Source organism: Curtobacterium sp. MCBA15_007, from assembly GCF_001864905.1.
GTDB classification, from domain to species: domain Bacteria; phylum Actinomycetota; class Actinomycetes; order Actinomycetales; family Microbacteriaceae; genus Curtobacterium; species Curtobacterium poinsettiae.
Genome location: NZ_MJGM01000002.1, coordinates 1 through 15,517, shown reverse-complemented (window position 1 = coordinate 15,517; position 15,517 = coordinate 1). Strand labels below are relative to the sequence as shown.

At 74.0% G+C, this 15,517-nt stretch carries 13 protein-coding genes; 3 read left to right on the top strand and 10 right to left on the bottom strand.

Features of this window, described 5'->3' with window-relative positions:
- Window positions 1-115 precede the first annotated feature (115 nt).
- The 8 genes from BIU95_RS03600 to BIU95_RS03565 form a co-directional block, all read right to left on the bottom strand.
- Window positions 116-385, bottom strand: a complete 270-nt coding sequence (locus BIU95_RS03600) for a hypothetical protein (RefSeq protein WP_017885437.1) — start codon at window positions 383-385, stop codon at window positions 116-118.
- Window positions 382-1,953, bottom strand: coding sequence for a cell wall metabolism sensor histidine kinase WalK (locus BIU95_RS03595; protein WP_175470713.1), 1,572 nt, complete (start codon window positions 1,951-1,953; stop codon window positions 382-384). The genes BIU95_RS03600 and BIU95_RS03595 overlap by 4 nt, the downstream gene beginning before the upstream one ends.
- A gap of 86 nt (window positions 1,954-2,039) precedes the next feature.
- Window positions 2,040-2,762 (bottom strand): response regulator transcription factor, encoded by a 723-nt coding sequence (locus BIU95_RS03590; RefSeq protein ID WP_017885439.1) that lies wholly within the window; start codon window positions 2,760-2,762, stop codon window positions 2,040-2,042.
- 35 nt (window positions 2,763-2,797) lie between these two features.
- Window positions 2,798-4,969 (bottom strand): glycosyltransferase family 39 protein, encoded by a 2,172-nt coding sequence (locus BIU95_RS03585; RefSeq protein ID WP_254783250.1) that lies wholly within the window; start codon window positions 4,967-4,969, stop codon window positions 2,798-2,800.
- A 334-nt stretch (window positions 4,970-5,303) separates the two neighbouring features.
- Window positions 5,304-6,116: a fructosamine kinase family protein gene (locus BIU95_RS03580; protein ID WP_071250441.1), complete on the bottom strand. Its 813-nt coding sequence runs from the start codon at window positions 6,114-6,116 to the stop codon at window positions 5,304-5,306.
- A 53-nt stretch (window positions 6,117-6,169) separates the two neighbouring features.
- Window positions 6,170-6,895 carry a response regulator transcription factor gene (locus tag BIU95_RS03575; RefSeq protein WP_071250440.1) on the bottom strand — a complete coding sequence of 242 codons (726 nt, stop codon included), beginning with the start codon at window positions 6,893-6,895 and terminating at the stop codon, window positions 6,170-6,172.
- The gene (locus BIU95_RS03570; RefSeq protein WP_071250439.1) at window positions 6,883-8,124 is read right to left on the bottom strand and encodes a sensor histidine kinase; all 1,242 of its coding nucleotides are present in this window, start codon (window positions 8,122-8,124) and stop codon (window positions 6,883-6,885) included. Before BIU95_RS03570 ends, BIU95_RS03575 begins: the two co-directional genes overlap by 13 nt.
- Window positions 8,125-8,226: 102 nt before the next feature.
- On the bottom strand, window positions 8,227-9,075 hold the full coding sequence (locus tag BIU95_RS03565; RefSeq protein ID WP_056070117.1) for a LysR family transcriptional regulator: 849 nt from the start codon (window positions 9,073-9,075) through the stop codon (window positions 8,227-8,229).
- 71 nt (window positions 9,076-9,146) lie between these two features.
- On the opposite strand from BIU95_RS03565, the gene BIU95_RS03560 reads away from it, so the two are divergent.
- The 3 genes from BIU95_RS03560 (at window position 9,147) to BIU95_RS03550 (ending at window position 12,683) form a co-directional block, all read left to right on the top strand.
- On the top strand, window positions 9,147-10,052 hold the full coding sequence (locus tag BIU95_RS03560; protein WP_083389196.1) for a DMT family transporter: 906 nt from the start codon (window positions 9,147-9,149) through the stop codon (window positions 10,050-10,052).
- Window positions 10,053-10,172: 120 nt separating this feature from the next.
- On the top strand, window positions 10,173-11,771 hold the full coding sequence (locus BIU95_RS03555) for a long-chain fatty acid--CoA ligase (RefSeq protein ID WP_071250437.1): 1,599 nt from the start codon (window positions 10,173-10,175) through the stop codon (window positions 11,769-11,771).
- A gap of 42 nt (window positions 11,772-11,813) precedes the next feature.
- Entirely contained in the window at window positions 11,814-12,683 is an 870-nt protein-coding gene (locus tag BIU95_RS03550; RefSeq protein ID WP_071250436.1) for a UbiA family prenyltransferase, read from the top strand.
- 9 nt (window positions 12,684-12,692) lie between these two features.
- On the opposite strand, the gene BIU95_RS03545 is transcribed toward BIU95_RS03550, so the two are convergent.
- Together BIU95_RS03545 and BIU95_RS03540 are read right to left on the bottom strand one after the other, a co-directional pair.
- Window positions 12,693-13,886: an NAD(P)/FAD-dependent oxidoreductase gene (locus BIU95_RS03545; RefSeq protein ID WP_071250434.1), complete on the bottom strand. Its 1,194-nt coding sequence runs from the start codon at window positions 13,884-13,886 to the stop codon at window positions 12,693-12,695.
- A 57-nt stretch (window positions 13,887-13,943) separates the two neighbouring features.
- Window positions 13,944-15,218, bottom strand: coding sequence for an acyltransferase (locus BIU95_RS03540; RefSeq protein WP_071250432.1), 1,275 nt, complete (start codon window positions 15,216-15,218; stop codon window positions 13,944-13,946).
- Window positions 15,219-15,517 lie beyond the last annotated feature (299 nt).

Below are 15,517 nucleotides of genomic sequence, written 5' to 3'. Positions count from 1 at the left end.
TCGTCTGACGATCCGGACCGCGCACGACTTTCGTGCTCAACGACACCGCACGCGGCCAGTGGTGCGTGAGGTGTCGCGGGCGCGTGAGCACGCGTCCGAGCGCCTGACGAGCGGTTCAGCGGGGCAGCAGGATCTGCACGATCGCGACGACCACGAGCGCTGCGATCGGGACGCCCGCGATCCACACGCCCGCCCGCATCTGCGTCCGGCGGATCGTGGGGGCTGCGTGCGATGACCGTGCGAACTCGGTCGCGGCCACGAGCTCCGGCGCCGCGGCGGGCGGTGCGGGCTCGGGTTGGGGCCGGTCGTCCTCGAACGCCGGGACCTCGACCACCAGGTCGGCGGGGTCCGGACGGCCGGGCAGCTTGTCGTACGCGTTCGTCACGGGGCCTCCTCGTCCGACGTTCTCCGACCAGTATGCGACCCCGTGCCCGTGCCCACGCCCACGCCGACGGCAGCGGCAGGCAGGTCCACCGTGAACGCCGTCCGTCCCGGCTCCGACGAGACCCGGACGCTGCCGCCGTGCGCCAGGACCACCGCTCGGACGATCGCGAGCCCGAGGCCACTCGTCCCCTGCCCCGGCGAACGCGTCCGCGAGGCCTCGCCCCTGGTGAAGCGGTCGAACAGGGTGGGCAGGGTCTCCGTGGGGATCGGCGGCCCGTCGTTCGCCACGACGAAGCGCGCCACGGAGCCACCGGCCCCGTGGCCCTCGTCGACGCCGTCCAACGCCTGCAACGACACCACCACGGTCGTGCCGACGGGTGTGTGCGTCCGCGCGTTCGCGAGCAGGTTCGTCACCACGCGGCGCAGTCGTGCGGTGTCCCCGGGCACCACGAGCGGGTGGTCGTCGACGACCTGCAGCGTCCACCGGTGCTCCGGCGCGGTGGCGCGGGCGTCCATCGTGGCCTCGACGACGAGCGAGGTGAGGTCGACGGGCTCGGGCACGATCGGTGGCGCGGTGCCGAGGGCCGAGGCGTCGAGCCGCGCGAGCAGCAGCAGCTCGTCGACGAGCTCGCCCATCCGGAGGGCCTCCTGCCCGATCCGGTCGACGTTCCGGTGGATGGCGTCGAGGTCCGACGAGCCCGCGGTCAGCTCGGCGTAGGCGCGCACGGTCGCGATCGGCGTGCGGAGTTCGTGCGACGCGTCGGCGACGAAGGTGCGCATGCCCGCCTCGGCGTCGCGTCGGACCGTCAGGGCCCGGGCGACGTGGCCGAGCAGGCGGTTCAGTGCGGTGCCGACCTGGCCGACCTCGCGGTTGGCTGTCAGGTCGGCGTCGGCGACCCGCACGGGGATGTCCGTGTCGCCGCGCTCCAGGTCGAGTGCCGTGACGTCCGAGGCCACGGACGCGACGCGCTCGAGCGGTCGCAGGGACCGTCGCACGAGCAGCGCGAGTGCCCAGGCGGCGACCACCAGGCCGAGCACCGTGACGATCCCGATCACGAGCAGCAGGCGCGCGATCGCGGCGTTCAGGTCGCCGAGCGGCAGGGCCGTGACGAACACGTCGCCGTCGTGCCCGACCGCCTGCACCCGGTAGGCGCCGAGGGGTCCGAGGTCGATCGTCGCGGGGTCCGCGCCGATGTCGACCGCGGTGAGCGTCTTCCGTTGCGCCGACGCCAGCCCGTGCTGGTCTCCGTCGCTGTCGGTGTACCCGCCGAGCACGACGGTGCCGTCCCGCACGATCGCGACGACCGTGCCGGCGGACTGCCCGGGTGCACCGATGAAGGCGTTGTCGGGATCCGGACGATCCGACGACGACGAGGATGACGACGAGGACGACGACCCGGGCGGCGGTCCGATGGGCGCGTCCGCGCCGTCCCGTCCGCCGACGGTCCGGTTCGCGGCCGTCGACAGTTCCGCGTCCAGCCGGTCGACCAGGTACCCCCGGAACGCGACGACGGTCACCGCCCCCACGACGACGTTCGTCGCCACGAGCAACAGCGCGACGGCCGCCACGACCCGCCACCGCAACGACGGCACCCGTCCGGCGCCGGGGCGGCCGTGACGGTGGGGAGAGGCCCGGATCACCCTCGCCGATCGGCTCACGTCGTCGGCCGCAACACGTACCCCGCCCCGCGGACGGTCTGCAGCATCGGCTCGCGCCCGACGTCGAGCTTCTTCCGCAGGTACGACACGTACATGTCCACCAGGTTCGACGACGTGCCGAAGTCCATGCCCCACACGCTCGCCAGCAGCTGCTCGCGGGACAGCACCCGGTTGGCGTTCCGTGCCAGGTGCCGCAGCAGTTCGTACTCGGTCGGCGTGAGTTCGATCGGGTCCCCGTCGCGGCTGACCGTGCGGGCGTCCTCGTCGAGCCGCAGGTCGCCGACCACGAGCTCGGTGCTCGCCCCGGCTGCGGCGACCCTGGCCGAGGTACGCGCCAGGATCCGCGCACGGACGAGCAGCTCCTCGATGCCGAAGGGCTTGGTCAGGTAGTCGTCGCCGCCGCCGGTCAGCCCGGCGAGCCGGTCCTCGGGGGCGTCGCGTGCGGTGAGGAACAGCACCCGGACGCCGTCGCGGGCGTCGCGGAGCCGTTCGAGCACCTCGAACCCGTCGATGTCGGGCAGCATCACGTCGAGCACGATGACGTCGGGCTGGAACTCCCGGGCCGCGAACAGCACGTCGCGACCACGGTGCACGGACCGCACGGCCCAGCCGTCGCCCGCGAACGCCAGGGCGACGGCATCGGCCAGGGCGTGCTCGTCGTCGACGACGAGGGCGCGGACGGGGGAGCCGTCGGTGCGCTGCAGCGGGTGGCCGGGCATGTCCCGGAGCCTATCCACCGCGCCCCCGTCGCCGGTCACTCCGTGCTGCTCAGGTCGTAGACGGTCTGGCCGCCGACCGTCGTCGACCCGTAGTTCGCCGCGACCCACTCCTGGATCGCCGACGCGGTCGAGGATCCGCCGCCCATCCCACCGCCGGAGCCGGACGAGACGTAGTACCCGATGTCGCCGTCGGCGACGGCGGCCTTGAACTGCGCGAGCGTCGGAGCCGGGTCGCTCGACCAGCCGCCGATCGCCATCACGGCGGTGTCGGTGTCGAGTTCGAGCTGCGCGGCCGACTGCGATCCGTTCACCGCGGCCGCCCACTTCGCGTCGGATGTCTCGAGCAGCTTCCGCAGCGCCGACGAGGTCGACGTGCCGCCGCCTGTGCCACCACCCCCGGCCTGGAGGCCCGTGCCCGACCCCGCCTCGGCGCCCGCGCCGTCGGATCCCTCCGTCGTACCGCCCGGTGCCTGCCCGGTGGCGCCTTCCGGCGCCTCGCCGGAAGCGCCCTCCGGCGGTGTCCCGCCGGGACCCTGCTGGGAGTCGGACGTGCCGTCGGAGCCGCCGTCGTCGGAACCGGAGGCCGGTCCACCCGGTCCATCCGTGCCTCCCGGCATGCCACCGGTGCCACCGCCGCCCGTCCCACCGGAGCTGCTGCCCGCCGGACCGACGCTCGGGATCGAACCGGAGTGCGCGACGGTCGTCGTGGCGAGGGCGTAGGCGGTGGTGCCGGACAGCCCGAACAGGGTGCCGGCGAGGACGCCGACCGTGACGAGCCTGCGCAGCGACGGCACACTGCCGATGACGATCAGTGCCGCGGACAGCAGCCCACCGGCGAGCATCACCCAGCGGAGCCACGGCAGCCACGTCGGGTTCTCGTTCAGCAGGCACCAGCCCCAGAACGCGGTGACGCCGATCATCGCGGCGAGGCCGAGGCGGCCGAGGAAGCGGGCTCGTGCGTGCCAGAGCAGGGCGCCGCCGGTGCCGACGAGTCCGGCGATCGCCGGGGCGAGGGCGACCGTGTAGTACGGGTGGATCGTGCCGGACATGTACGAGAACACCAGGCCGGTGACCAGGAGCCACCCGCCCCACAGGACGAGCCCGGCACGGGCGGGGTCGGCCAGGTGCCGGCGGCCGATGACGACCAGGCCGACGACCAGGGCGATGAGCGCCGCGGGCAGGAGCCACGAGATCTCGAGCCCCATCTCGGACGAGAACAGCCGGTTCAGGCCCGTCGAGCCACCGAAGGAGCCACCCGCGGTACCGCCGGTCGTGCCGCCGCCTCCGCCGCCGTTGCCCGAGCCTCCGAAGATCCGGCCGAGGCCGTTGTAGCCGAACACCAGGTCGAGCACGGTGTTGTTCGTCGAACCGCCGATGTAGGGGCGGGACTCGGCGGGCCAGAGCCACACGGCGACGACCCACCAGCCGGCGGCCACCACGAGGGAGCCGGCCGCGACGAGCAGGCCGATCACCCGCCGGCCCCAGCCGGTGCGGGCGGCGAACAGGTAGACGAGGCCGAAGGCGGGCAGGACGAGCAGGCCCTGCAGCATCTTCGTCAGAAACGCGAACCCGAGGGCGACCCCGGCGAGCGCGATCCACTTCCAGCTGCCCCTCGGCAGCGCCCGCACCGTGCAGTACGCCCCGGCGGTCATCAGCAGGACGAGCAGGGCGTCCGGGTTGTCGAACCGGAACATCAGCGCCGCCGCCGGGGTCGCTGCGACGACGAAGCCCGCGAGCAGGGCGCCGACGTTCGCGGTGGTGGCGCCGAGTCGGGCCAGGGTGCGGCGGACCGTGCCCCAGACCAGGGCGACGGAGCCAACGGCCATCAGCGCCTGGGGGAGCAGCAGGCTGGTGCTCGAGAAGCCGAACAGCCGGGCCGACAGCACCATCACCCAGAGTGAGGCGGGTGGTTTGTCGACGGTGATGAAGTTCGACGAGTCGAGGGAGCCGAAGAAGAACGCCTCCCACGACTTCGTGCCGGCCTGCACGGCGGCGGCGTAGAAGCTGTTGGCGTACCCGGAGACGCTGAGGTCCCACAGGTACACCACGGCGGTCACGGTGAGGAGCGCCCAGAACGCGGGCCGGAGCCAGCGGGCGTCCTCGCGCTCGCCGAGGAACAGCCGGGCGAGGGGCGGGCGGCGCCGATCCCGCGCGGCACTGCGCGCGGGGTCGCGTCGGTCGGTCACGGGTACCGGGTAGGTGGTCATGTCGATGAGCATCCGGGGCGTTCCCCGACTGCTGCACTGTGCCGGCTGTGGGCGAGCTAAGGACGCACGGTGCGAGGTTGGCCGGCGGGGAGGGCGCGGACGGCGCGGGCGCACGGTGCGCTGTCGTCCGGTCCGTGCGGGGTCGCCTGCTCGGTGCGCGGTTGTAGCGCTGCACGGGGCGGGCAACCTCGCACGGGGTGAGCGAGGCCGCACGGTGCGCCGCTGGCACCCGGGTGGGCAACCTCGCACGATGTGAGCGAGGCCGCACGGTGCGCCGCTGGCACCGGGGTGGGCAACCTCGCACGGTGTGAGCGAGGCCGCACGGTGCGAGGGGTCAGGCGTACCGCTGCGCCGCCCGGAGCGCGGCCCCGGTGTACGAGCCGCCGAACAGGAACACGTGCAGCAGCAACGGCGCGAGCTGGTGGAGTTCGACGCGCTCCTGCCCGCCGTCGGCCAGCCGTGACTCCCGGTCGTAGGCGGCGAGCACCGTCTCGAGCCGGGGCAGCCCGAACAGCCCGAGCAGCGCCAGGTCGGTCTCCGCGTGCCCGCCGTGCGCGATCGGGTCGATGAGCACGGCGCCGGTGGGTTCGGACGAGTCCGTCGGCCAGAGGACGTTGCCGGCCCACAGGTCACCGTGCAGACGAGCGGGGCGGTCCCCGACGAGCGCGGGCTGCGGTGAACCGAGGGTGCCGTCCTGTACCCGCGACGCGACCCGCTCGAACACGGCGGCCTCGGCATGGTCGAACCCGCCGGCGTCGACGATCCGGCGGACGAAGTCCAAGATCCGGTACTCGGCGAAGAACTCGCCCCAGGTCGCCGGTGCCTGTTCGGCTGCGACGAACGGCGTGCGCGAACGGCCCATCCGCAGCGCCGCTCCTCGGGTCCAGCCGGTGGGAGGTGCGCCCCAGTGGTCGGCACCGGCGGCGTGCGTGTGGGCGAGCGATCGGCCGAACCGCTCGGCCTGGGCGGTGGTGGGGGAGCCGTCGGAGATCAGTTCGAGGTCGAGCACGGTCGGACTCGGGCGCCCGAGCACGCGGGCGATGCGGGTGCCGCCGGCGTCCTCGGCCTCGGCGAGCCAGGCGAGCCCTGCGGCCTCGGCTGCCGCTTCGTCCGCGGTGGTGAACGTCTTCACGTGCGTCTCGGCCATCGGTCCATCCTGCCGAGCGGACATCGCCGACCGTTCAGACGACGCTCACCCGGTCACCCGGTGGGCTGTCCCCACCCCGTCCCGCCCCGCCGCGCCGCGTGCACGACGAGCGCGAGCTGCACCCGGTTCTCGACGCCGAACTTCTCGTACACGTGCCCGACGTGCGTCTTCACGGTGGCCAGGCCCACGTACAGGTCGGCGGCGATCTGCGCGTTCGACGCCCCGTTGGCCACGGCGAGCGCGACCTCCCGCTCGCGCTCGGTCAGCAGGGCGAGCAGTCGACGTTCCTCGGCACCGTCCGCGGTGGCGCCGCCCGTTCCACCGGCCGCGGGGCCCGAGCGTGGCCCGGCGGCGAACGCGATCACCCGGTCGAGCACCGAGGGGGACAGGATCGAGCGCCCGGACGCCACGGTCCGTACGGCCTGCACGAGTTCGTGCGGCGGGGTGTCCTTGAGCAGGAACCCACGGGCGCCCACCTGCAGCGCCCCGAGCACGAGGTCGTCCCCCTCGAACGTGGTCAGCACCAGGACGGCCAGGTCGGGCCGCCGTCGCAGTTCGCGTTCGGTGGCGACGAGTCCGTCGCACCGGGGCATCCGGATGTCCATGAGCACGACGTCGGGCGCGGTCGCGGCGATGACGCCCTCGGCTTCGAGCCCGTCGCCCGCTTCGCCCACGACCACCAGACCGTCGTCGCCGCTGAGCAGCATGCGGAGCCCGACGCGGACGAGCTGGTCGTCGTCGACCAGGACGACCCGGACGGGAGCGGTCACGGCGTCCACGGCAGCACCGCCTCGACCACGTGCACGCGTCCGTCGTCGCTGCCGGCACGGAAGCTCCCGCCGACGAGTCGAGCGCGTTCGGCGAGCCCGCGCAGACCGTGCCCCGCGACGGAGCCGGCGGCGTGCCCGGCACCCTGCCCGGCGGCGTCGGCGTTCGTGCGCGCTGGCTCGTCGGTCAGCGTGTTCGACACCACCACCCGGATCGCCGGACCGCCGACGGTCTCGACCACCACGTCGACGGGCTGTCCGGGGGCGTGCCGACGGGCGTTCGTCAGCGCCTCCTGCACGATGCGGTACGCATGTCGCCCGACGGCGGTCGGCACCGCCGCGGCGTCGGAGTCGACGCGCGCCCGGACGGTCGCGCCCCCGGAACGGGCCTGGTCGAGCAGGGCGGGCAGGTCGACGAGTGTCGGCTGCGGAGGCGCGGTGCCGGTCACCTCGTCGCCGGCGTTCGCGGCCGGGTCGCGCAGCACCCCGAGCACGTCGCGCAGGTCGGTGAGCGCGGAGTGCGCCTCGGCCCGCACGACCCCGGCCGCTGCGGCTGTCTCATCCGGGGTGAGCCCCGGGCCGCGGTACTCGAGTGCGCCGGCGTGCAGCGCGACGAGGGAGAGCCGGTGGCCCAGGACGTCGTGCATCTCGCGGGCGATGTGGGCGCGTTCCTGCTCGCGGGCGCGGTCCTCGCGCAGCTGCTGGTCGCGCTCGAGCAGGTCCGCGCGCTCGCGCAGGGAGAGCAGGAGCGCCCGGCGCTGCCCGATCCCGATGCCGATCGCGACGAGCAGGGCGATGCTGACGGTGCCTGCGAGCACGATCTGCCAGAACGGCACGGATTGGTCGGGGGCAAGGACGACGTCGTAGAGCACGGTGGCGCCGAGCAGCACCGCACCGACGACGGCGATCTCGACGGCACGGCGCCGGGTGGCGAGCGAGACCGTCGCGATCGCGGCCGACCCGACCGCCAGCGTCGACACCGAGCTGAGGGCACCGATGACGACCGTGACCACGAGCGGTGCCCGGTGCCGGAACGGCAGCAGGACGAGGGCGACCAGGCCCGCTCCCATGTCCCCGAGGATCAGGGCGCCGACGTGCAGGTCGCTCCAGCCGCGGGTGTCCGTCGTCGGCCACACCAGACCGGCGGTGAACAGCCCGGTCAGCGCCGCGACGGCCACGCGCCACGTCTGGGACCACACACGCTGCCCGAGGGGCACGGCGGGGAGCGCGGTCGAGGTCATGCCCCGAGCCTAGGGAGCCGCGTCGACGAGCGGATCCGCCGAAGGTCGGAGCCGCCGGAGCCGCCGGAGCCGCTCGACCGGCGACCCGCCCGCCCGCCCGCCTCAGACCGCGTCGACCAGCGCCCGCGCCAGGGGGTGCCACGCACGGGACGACGGCCCGCTCAGCACCAGGGTGCGCTCGAGCCGCCGGGCCATCGGGATCATCACGAGGTCGGGCGGCAGCATCCCGCGGCCCAGGGTCGGCACGATCGACACGCCCTCGCCCCGCTGGATCATCCCGAACATCGTGCTCATCTCGCGCACCCGGTGGGCGTACCGGAACGGCCGGCCGTCGAGTTCGTGGAGCTTCTGGACCTGGTACTCGCACCCGCCGCCGCCCGCCACCAGGCCGTCCTCGTGCAGGTCGTCGAGGGTGAGTGCTGGCAGCTCGGCGAGGGGGTGGTCGCGGCGGATCACCGCGGCCATCTCGTCCCGCGCGACGACCACGCCGCCGTCGGGCACCGGCGACGGGTCGACGAGCACGGCGGCGTCGACGGTGCCGGCCTCGAGCCACTCCGGCATCTCGTCGTCGTCCCCCTCGTAGACCTGCACGTCGACGTCCGGCAGGGTCACCGCCCACAGCTCGCGGAGCCGCGGCAGCAGCCCCTGGCAGACGGTGGGGACGGCGGCGAGGCGCACGGTGCCGCGCGCCGTGCCGGGCCGGACCACCGCCTCCAGGGCTTCGACCGAGGCGAGCACGCTGCGGGCGTGGGCCAGCAGGCGGTCGCCGAGCGGGGTGGGGGCGGCGACCGCGCCGCGGTGCACGACGGAGCCGCCGACCTCGCGCTCGAGCCCCGCGACGGCGTGCGACACCGCGGACTGGCCGACGCCCAGGGCGGCGGCCGCGGCGGTGAAGGACCCGGCGTCGAGCGTGGCGACGAACGCGCGCAGTTGCTGGACCGAGACGGTCATGCGTCCTCCTCATGTGGGCATGAGCGACATGCGTTTGCCGCATGTCGCTCGGTGGTCCGACACTAGGCCACGTGAACGCCCTCCTCTACGTCCTCGTCGCACTGACCTGGGGCTCGAGCTTCCTCTTCGCGAAGATCGGCCTCGACGGTCTCGCCCCGCAGCAGGTCGCCACCGTGCGGACCGTGCTCGGTGGGGTCACGCTCGTCGTGGTGCTCCTGGCGACCCGTCGGCGCTGGCCCCGGGAACCGCGGACCTGGGCGCACCTGGCGGTCGTCGCGGTGTTCCTCAACGCGGTGCCGTCGTCACTGATGGCGTGGGCGGAGCAGACGGTGCCGTCCGGCCTCGCGAGCATCTACAACGCGACGACCCCGATCATGACGCTGGCCGCGCTCGCGGTGCTCGTGCCGTCCGAACGCCTGCGCGGACGGCAGGTGCTCGGGATCGTGCTCGGCATCGTCGGGGTGCTCGTGCTGGTCGGCCCGTGGGACGTCCTGACCGACCCCGAGGTCCTGGCGAGCGTGCCGGGGCAGGTCGCACTGCTCGGCATGACCGCGTCCTACGGCATCGGGCTCGCCTACCTGCGGCGGGTGGCCGTGGCGAGTGCGTACGACCCGGTCACGCTGGCGACGGTCCAGCTGACGCTGGCCTCCGGGATGCTGCTGCTGGTCGCGCCCGTCATCGCGACCGGTCCGGTCGAGCTGGACGGGAGGATCGTGGCCGCGATGATCGCGCTCGGTTGCGTCGGCACGGGGCTGGCCTACGCCTGGAACACGCGGCTCGTGCAGGCGTGGGGCGCTGGTCGCGCCTCCACCGTCACCTACCTGACGCCGGTGGTCGGGGTGGCGCTCGGGGTGCTCGTGCTGGGGGAGCGGGTGCGGTGGAACGAACCCGTCGGCGGACTCGTCGTGCTGCTCGGGATCGCCCTGGCGTCCGGGGTCCTGGTGCGCCGGAAGGTCCCCGCGCCGACCGCTGCCTGACCGGACACCCGTGTGGCGACCGCCCCGGACGGGTGTCGTCGGGGCACGCGCGACGCGGCAGGACGAGCCGTAGGATCGGCTGCGACGACGACGAGGTCGTCGACGACGACGGAGACCGGCATGCACGACACCCACACCACCCGCGCGACCGCATCGGTCGCAGCGATCCTCGCCGAGTCGGCGGCACGGTACCCCGACGACGTCGCCGTCATCGTCGGTGACGTCCGCACCACCTACGCCGAGCTGTGGGCCCAGACCCTGTCCTACGCCGGAGCGCTCCGTGCGCGGGGCGTCACCGAGGGGTCGAAGGTCGCGATGCTCGTGCCGAACGTCGCGGACTTCCCCCGCGTCTACTACGCCACCCTCGCCCTCGGCGCGGTGGCCGTGCCCGTGCACGCCCTGCTGAAGCGCCGCGAGATCGAGTACGTCCTGCGAGACAGCGGGGCCACGTTGCTCGTCTGCGCCGCACCGCTGCTCGGCGAAGGTGCTGCCGGCGCCGAGCTGGCCGGGGTCGACGTGGTGACCGTGCTCGCGCCGGCCCCTGCGCAGGCTCCGACCGGCGACCAGTCCGCGGCCGGCCCCGACCGGCTCGAGGCCCTGGCCGCGCAGAGCGAACCGCTCGACACCTACGTCCCCAGGCACCCGTTCGACACCGCGACCATCCTGTACACGAGCGGCACCACCGGCCAGCCCAAGGGCGCCGAGGGGTCGCACTTCGCACTGCTCGAACAGGTCAACACCAACCTGATGACCACGTTCGACATGCACCGCGGCGACGTCCTGCTCGGCGCGCTGCCGCTGTTCCACACGTTCGGGCAGACCTGCACGATGAACACCGGGTTCCGCACCGGCGCGACGCTGGTCATGCTGCCGAAGTTCGACGGCGACTCGGCGCTCGCCGCGATGGTCGAGCACGGCTGCGGCATCTTCATGGGCGTCCCGACGATGTACATGGCGCTGCTCGACGCCGCGACCCGGTCCGAGGCCCGTCCGACGCTCCGGTACGCGATCTCCGGTGGTGCCTCGCTGCCGCTGGCGGTGCTCGAGCGGTTCGAGCAGGTCTTCGACGCCCCGATCCACGAGGGGTACGGCCTGACCGAGACCTCGCCGGTCGCCACCTTCAACCACGTCGGACAGCCGCCGCGGCCCGGCACGATCGGCACGCCGGTGTGGGGCGTCGACGTCGAGATCGCCGACCCCGAGGTCCGCGACGCGATCGTCATGCTGCCGCACGGTGCGATCGGCGAGCTCGTGATCCGCGGCCACAACCTGATGAACGGGTACCTCGACCGGCCCGAGGACACCGCAGAGGCCATCGTCGACGGGTGGTTCCGCACCGGCGACCTGGGCACGAAGGACGACGACGGCTACCTGACGATCGTCGACCGCACCAAGGACATGATCATCCGCAACGGCTACAACGTGTACCCCCGCCAGGTCGAGGAGGTGCTCGCCACCCACCCCGACGTGGCGATGGCCGCGGTGTTCGGCGTGCCGCACGCGGTGCACGGGCAGGAGATCGAGGCGGCGGTGGTGCTGCGCTCCGGCGCGACCGTCGAGCCGCAGGTCCTGGTCGACTTCGTCGCCGCCGAGATCGCCGCGTACAAGTACCCCCGGGTCGTGCACGTCCTCGATGCGCTGCCGCTCGGCCCGAGCGGCAAGGTGCTCAAGCGCGAGCTCGTCGACCGCTTCGGCGTCGAGGTGACCGCGGTCCCGTGACCGGCCCCAGGACCGCGCAGGAGCGTTCCGTACGCTGACCGGGTGACCGCCAGCAGCGCCCCGTCGACCGCACGACTGCTCTTCGCGTCGTCGCACCCCGGGCCGACCGTCACCGTGACCGTCCTCGCCGCGGTGGTCGCCGCCGCCGTCGGACACCCGGTGTGGCTCGTGGCCCTGGTGGCGCTGACGGTCGTCGCCGGGCAGCTGTCCATCGGGCTGGCGAACGACTGGATCGACGCGGACCGCGACCGGGCCGTCGGGCGGCGCGACAAGCCCGTGGCCCGCGGCCTCATCGCCGTCGGCACCGTCCGTACCGCCGCGTACGCCAGCGCCGGGATCGCCGTGGTGCTCTCGATGTTCCTCGGCCCCGTCGCCGCGATCGCGCACCTCGTGCTGGTCGCCGCAGGCTGGGCCTACGACGCCGGCCTGAAGCGTTCGGTGTGGTCGGTGGCGCCGTTCATCGTCGCCTTCGGGCTGTTGCCCGTCGTGTCCGTCGCGGCCGGGCCGGAGGGACAGTGGCCGACGTGGTGGGCGATCGCGACGGGGGCCGTCTTCGGCATCGCGATCCACTGCACCAACGTGCTGCCCGACCTGGTCGACGACGCCGCCACCGGTGTCCGGGGGTTCCCGCACCGGCTCGGGCTCCGCGGCGCGGGGATCGTCGCGTTCGCCTCGCTCGTTGTCGCGGCCGCCCTGGTGCTCGGCGGACAGGTGCTCGGTGACGACCCGGTGCGGGGCATCGGGGTCGTGCTCGCGGTCCTCGGTGCCCTCGTGGTGCTCGTCCTCGCCGTCGTCGGCGTGCGGCTGGTGCTCGCGGGACGGGCGTCGCGCACCCTGTTCCGGCTGGTCATCGCGTCGTCGCTCGTGCTCGTCGTCGAGCTCGGCTTCGCGGGCGCGCGACTCGTCGCCTGACGTGAGCCGTCAGGCCCAGCGCATCGCGTAGAGCCGGGCCAAGCCGTGCGCGGTCGGCAGCGACAGGGCGGTCCGGAGCAGCGCCTCCCGTCCGGTCATGCTGACGGGGCCGAGCGGACGACCGAGCGCCATGTTCGCCTCGGCCTGGCGAGCCGCACGACGGGCGGCTGCCTGGCGGCGGGCGGCGTAGCCCGGCCACGGCCCGGCCGTGCCGGTGCGGACCGCTCCGGCGAGCAGCGGCGCGAGCTCGGCGGCGTCGAGCCACCCTAGGTTCATGCCCTGCCCGCCGATCGGGCTGATCTCGTGGGCGGCGTCGCCGACGAGCACGACCCGGCCGGCACCGACGCGGTCGGCTGTGCGGCGACGCACCCGGAAGCCGCTGGTCATCGAGCAGGTCGCCGGGTCGGGGACGACACCGGTGCGCTCCGCGACGAGGGCCGCGAGACGGGCGACGAGCGCGGGGTCCGGGTCGCCCGTCGCGCCGCGTTCCGCTGCGGCGAACGCTGCGTCGTCCGGCACCAGTGCCACGTACCGGCGACGCGCGCCCGGCAGCGGGAAGGACTCGACCACGCCGTCCGGGCCCACGTCGACCAGCGCGGCGGACCGGGCCGACGGAGCCTCGGGGTCGGCGAAGTCGCCCATCACGTAGCGGTCCGGGTACTCGCGCCCGGTCGTTCCGATGCCGAGCAGGTCACGGACGACGCTCCGAGCGCCGTCCGCACCGACGACGAAGGCCGCACGGACCGTCACCACGTCGCCGTCCGGCCCGGTCCCGGTGGCGTCGACGTGGTCGGTGTGCCGGGTCAGGGCGGTCAGGGCGGTCCCGGTACGCAGGGCCTCTGGCGCACCGGTGTGGAGCCGGTCGCGGAGCAGGGACTCGGTGCGGTGCTGGTCGAGGGTCGCCACGTACGGGTGGGTCGGCGAAGCCCGGTCGAAGCGCAGTGTGCCGAGGGTCCGACCGCGGCTCCTGGCCACCCCTGCACGGACGAGCGACGCCTCGGCGAGCACCGCGGTGTCCAGGCCGATCGCGGCGAACGCGTCGAGGGACGGCGGGTGGATGCCGATGGCCCGCGAACCGGTCGGCGGCTCCGCGCGGCGTTCCCACACCCGGACGTCGACGCCCCGCGCCGCGAGGAGCGCCGCCACGAACAGCCCGACGGGTCCGCCGCCGACGACGAGGACGTCCGTCCGTTCCGAGTGCACGGGGGCGAGCCTACGGTCGGCGTGCGCCGGGGCACTCAGTGAGCAGAAGACGTCGGGTCAGCGCGCCGTACCCGGCGTCTTCTGCTCACTCGACGGCGCGGGCGCGGGCGCACGCACAGGTGCGGCCGCAGGCATCGGCGCGGATGCGCTGCGTGCCGCACGAGCCCGCGCGCGGAACCGCTCGACGGGCACCTCGACGGCGTACGCGGCACCGATCGACACGATCACCACGGCGCCGACCAGGCCGACCGTGCCCCAGGGGCCGATCGCGAAGGTGCCGAGCAGCGCGATCACCAGCGGGTGCCAGAGGTACGCCGAGTACGACACCCGGCGGCCGAACCACGACACCGGCGTCCACCCCAGGGCCGCGGACACGGGGGACCGGACCGAGACCAGGCCGCCGATCGCCACCGCCGAGACCAGTCCGGTCGCCGGCAGCACGATCCCGAACGTCGACGCGTGCTCGGTCCAGTCGTCGTCGATGCCGAGCAGCACCGCGACCAGCAGCACGAGGCCGACCCAGGTCGCCAGGTGCCCCAGGACCCCGGCGGCCCGCACCCGCACGCGTTCGTCGTCGAGCAGCAGGGCGAGTCCGCAGCCGATCGCGAGCGGCACCACCCCGAGCACGGGCGAGAAGTAGACGTCGGGCGTGGTCCCGCCGCTCGGGGTCCGGTAGCTCGCCCACGACACCGCCGACGCCCCGACGACCAGGACGCCGAGCCCCGCGAGGAGCCAGCGACGCCGCACCCTGAGCGCGGCCAGCAGCACCAGGACCGGAGGCCACACCAGGTAGAACTGCTCCTCCATCGACAGGCTCCACGTGTGCGCGAAGACGCCCTGCGAGGTGTCCCAGAAGGCGCGGAACAGGTTGCCCGTGTAGGTCAGCGCGATGAACGCCGCTTCGCCGGAGTGCAGTGACGCGCCCTTGTAGTCACCGACCCAGTTCCAGAGCAGCAGCCCGACCACGACGAGCGCCAGCAGCGCCGGGTACAGGCGCAGCAGCCGCTTCACCCAGAACGAGCCGAGGCGCACCCGCCCGGTGCGGCGCCGTTCGCCGAGCAGCAGCGTCGTGATGAGGAACCCGGAGAGCACGAAGAAGACCGTGACCCCGATGAAGCCGCCCTCGAACTGCGGCACGTGCAGGTGGTACAGGACGACGACCAGGATGGCGAGCGTCCGGAGTCCGTCGAGCGCGGGCGCACGGTGCGTCAGCGGGGGCGGCGGAGCCTCGGGCGCACCGGTTCCGGCGCGTGCCGGGGCGGCCGTGCGGTGCTGCGGTCGCGCCGATGTCGGCGCGTCCGTCGGCGCGTGCGTCAGCGTCGTCGTCGCCATGGTCCCTCCGCGCGCTGCTCGGTTGCGTGTCGCCGACCAGGGTGCCTCTCGCGGGTAAGAGGAGGCTCAACGAGCGGGGTGTACCAGGCTCGTCAGTGTCGACGCCGAACGTGCGGACCGTCGCGCTGCGCGCACAGCGACCATGTCGCTGTCGTACGACGGCGACATGGTCGTTCCGCGTCGGCGCCAGCCCCGCGCACCACGCGTCGGCCGGGAGGCCCGTGGCCAGCCCGCACCGCGCCTCCAGACCGTGGCCCCCAGCGTCCGCCGCACGCACACCGTGAGCAGGAACGGTCGGG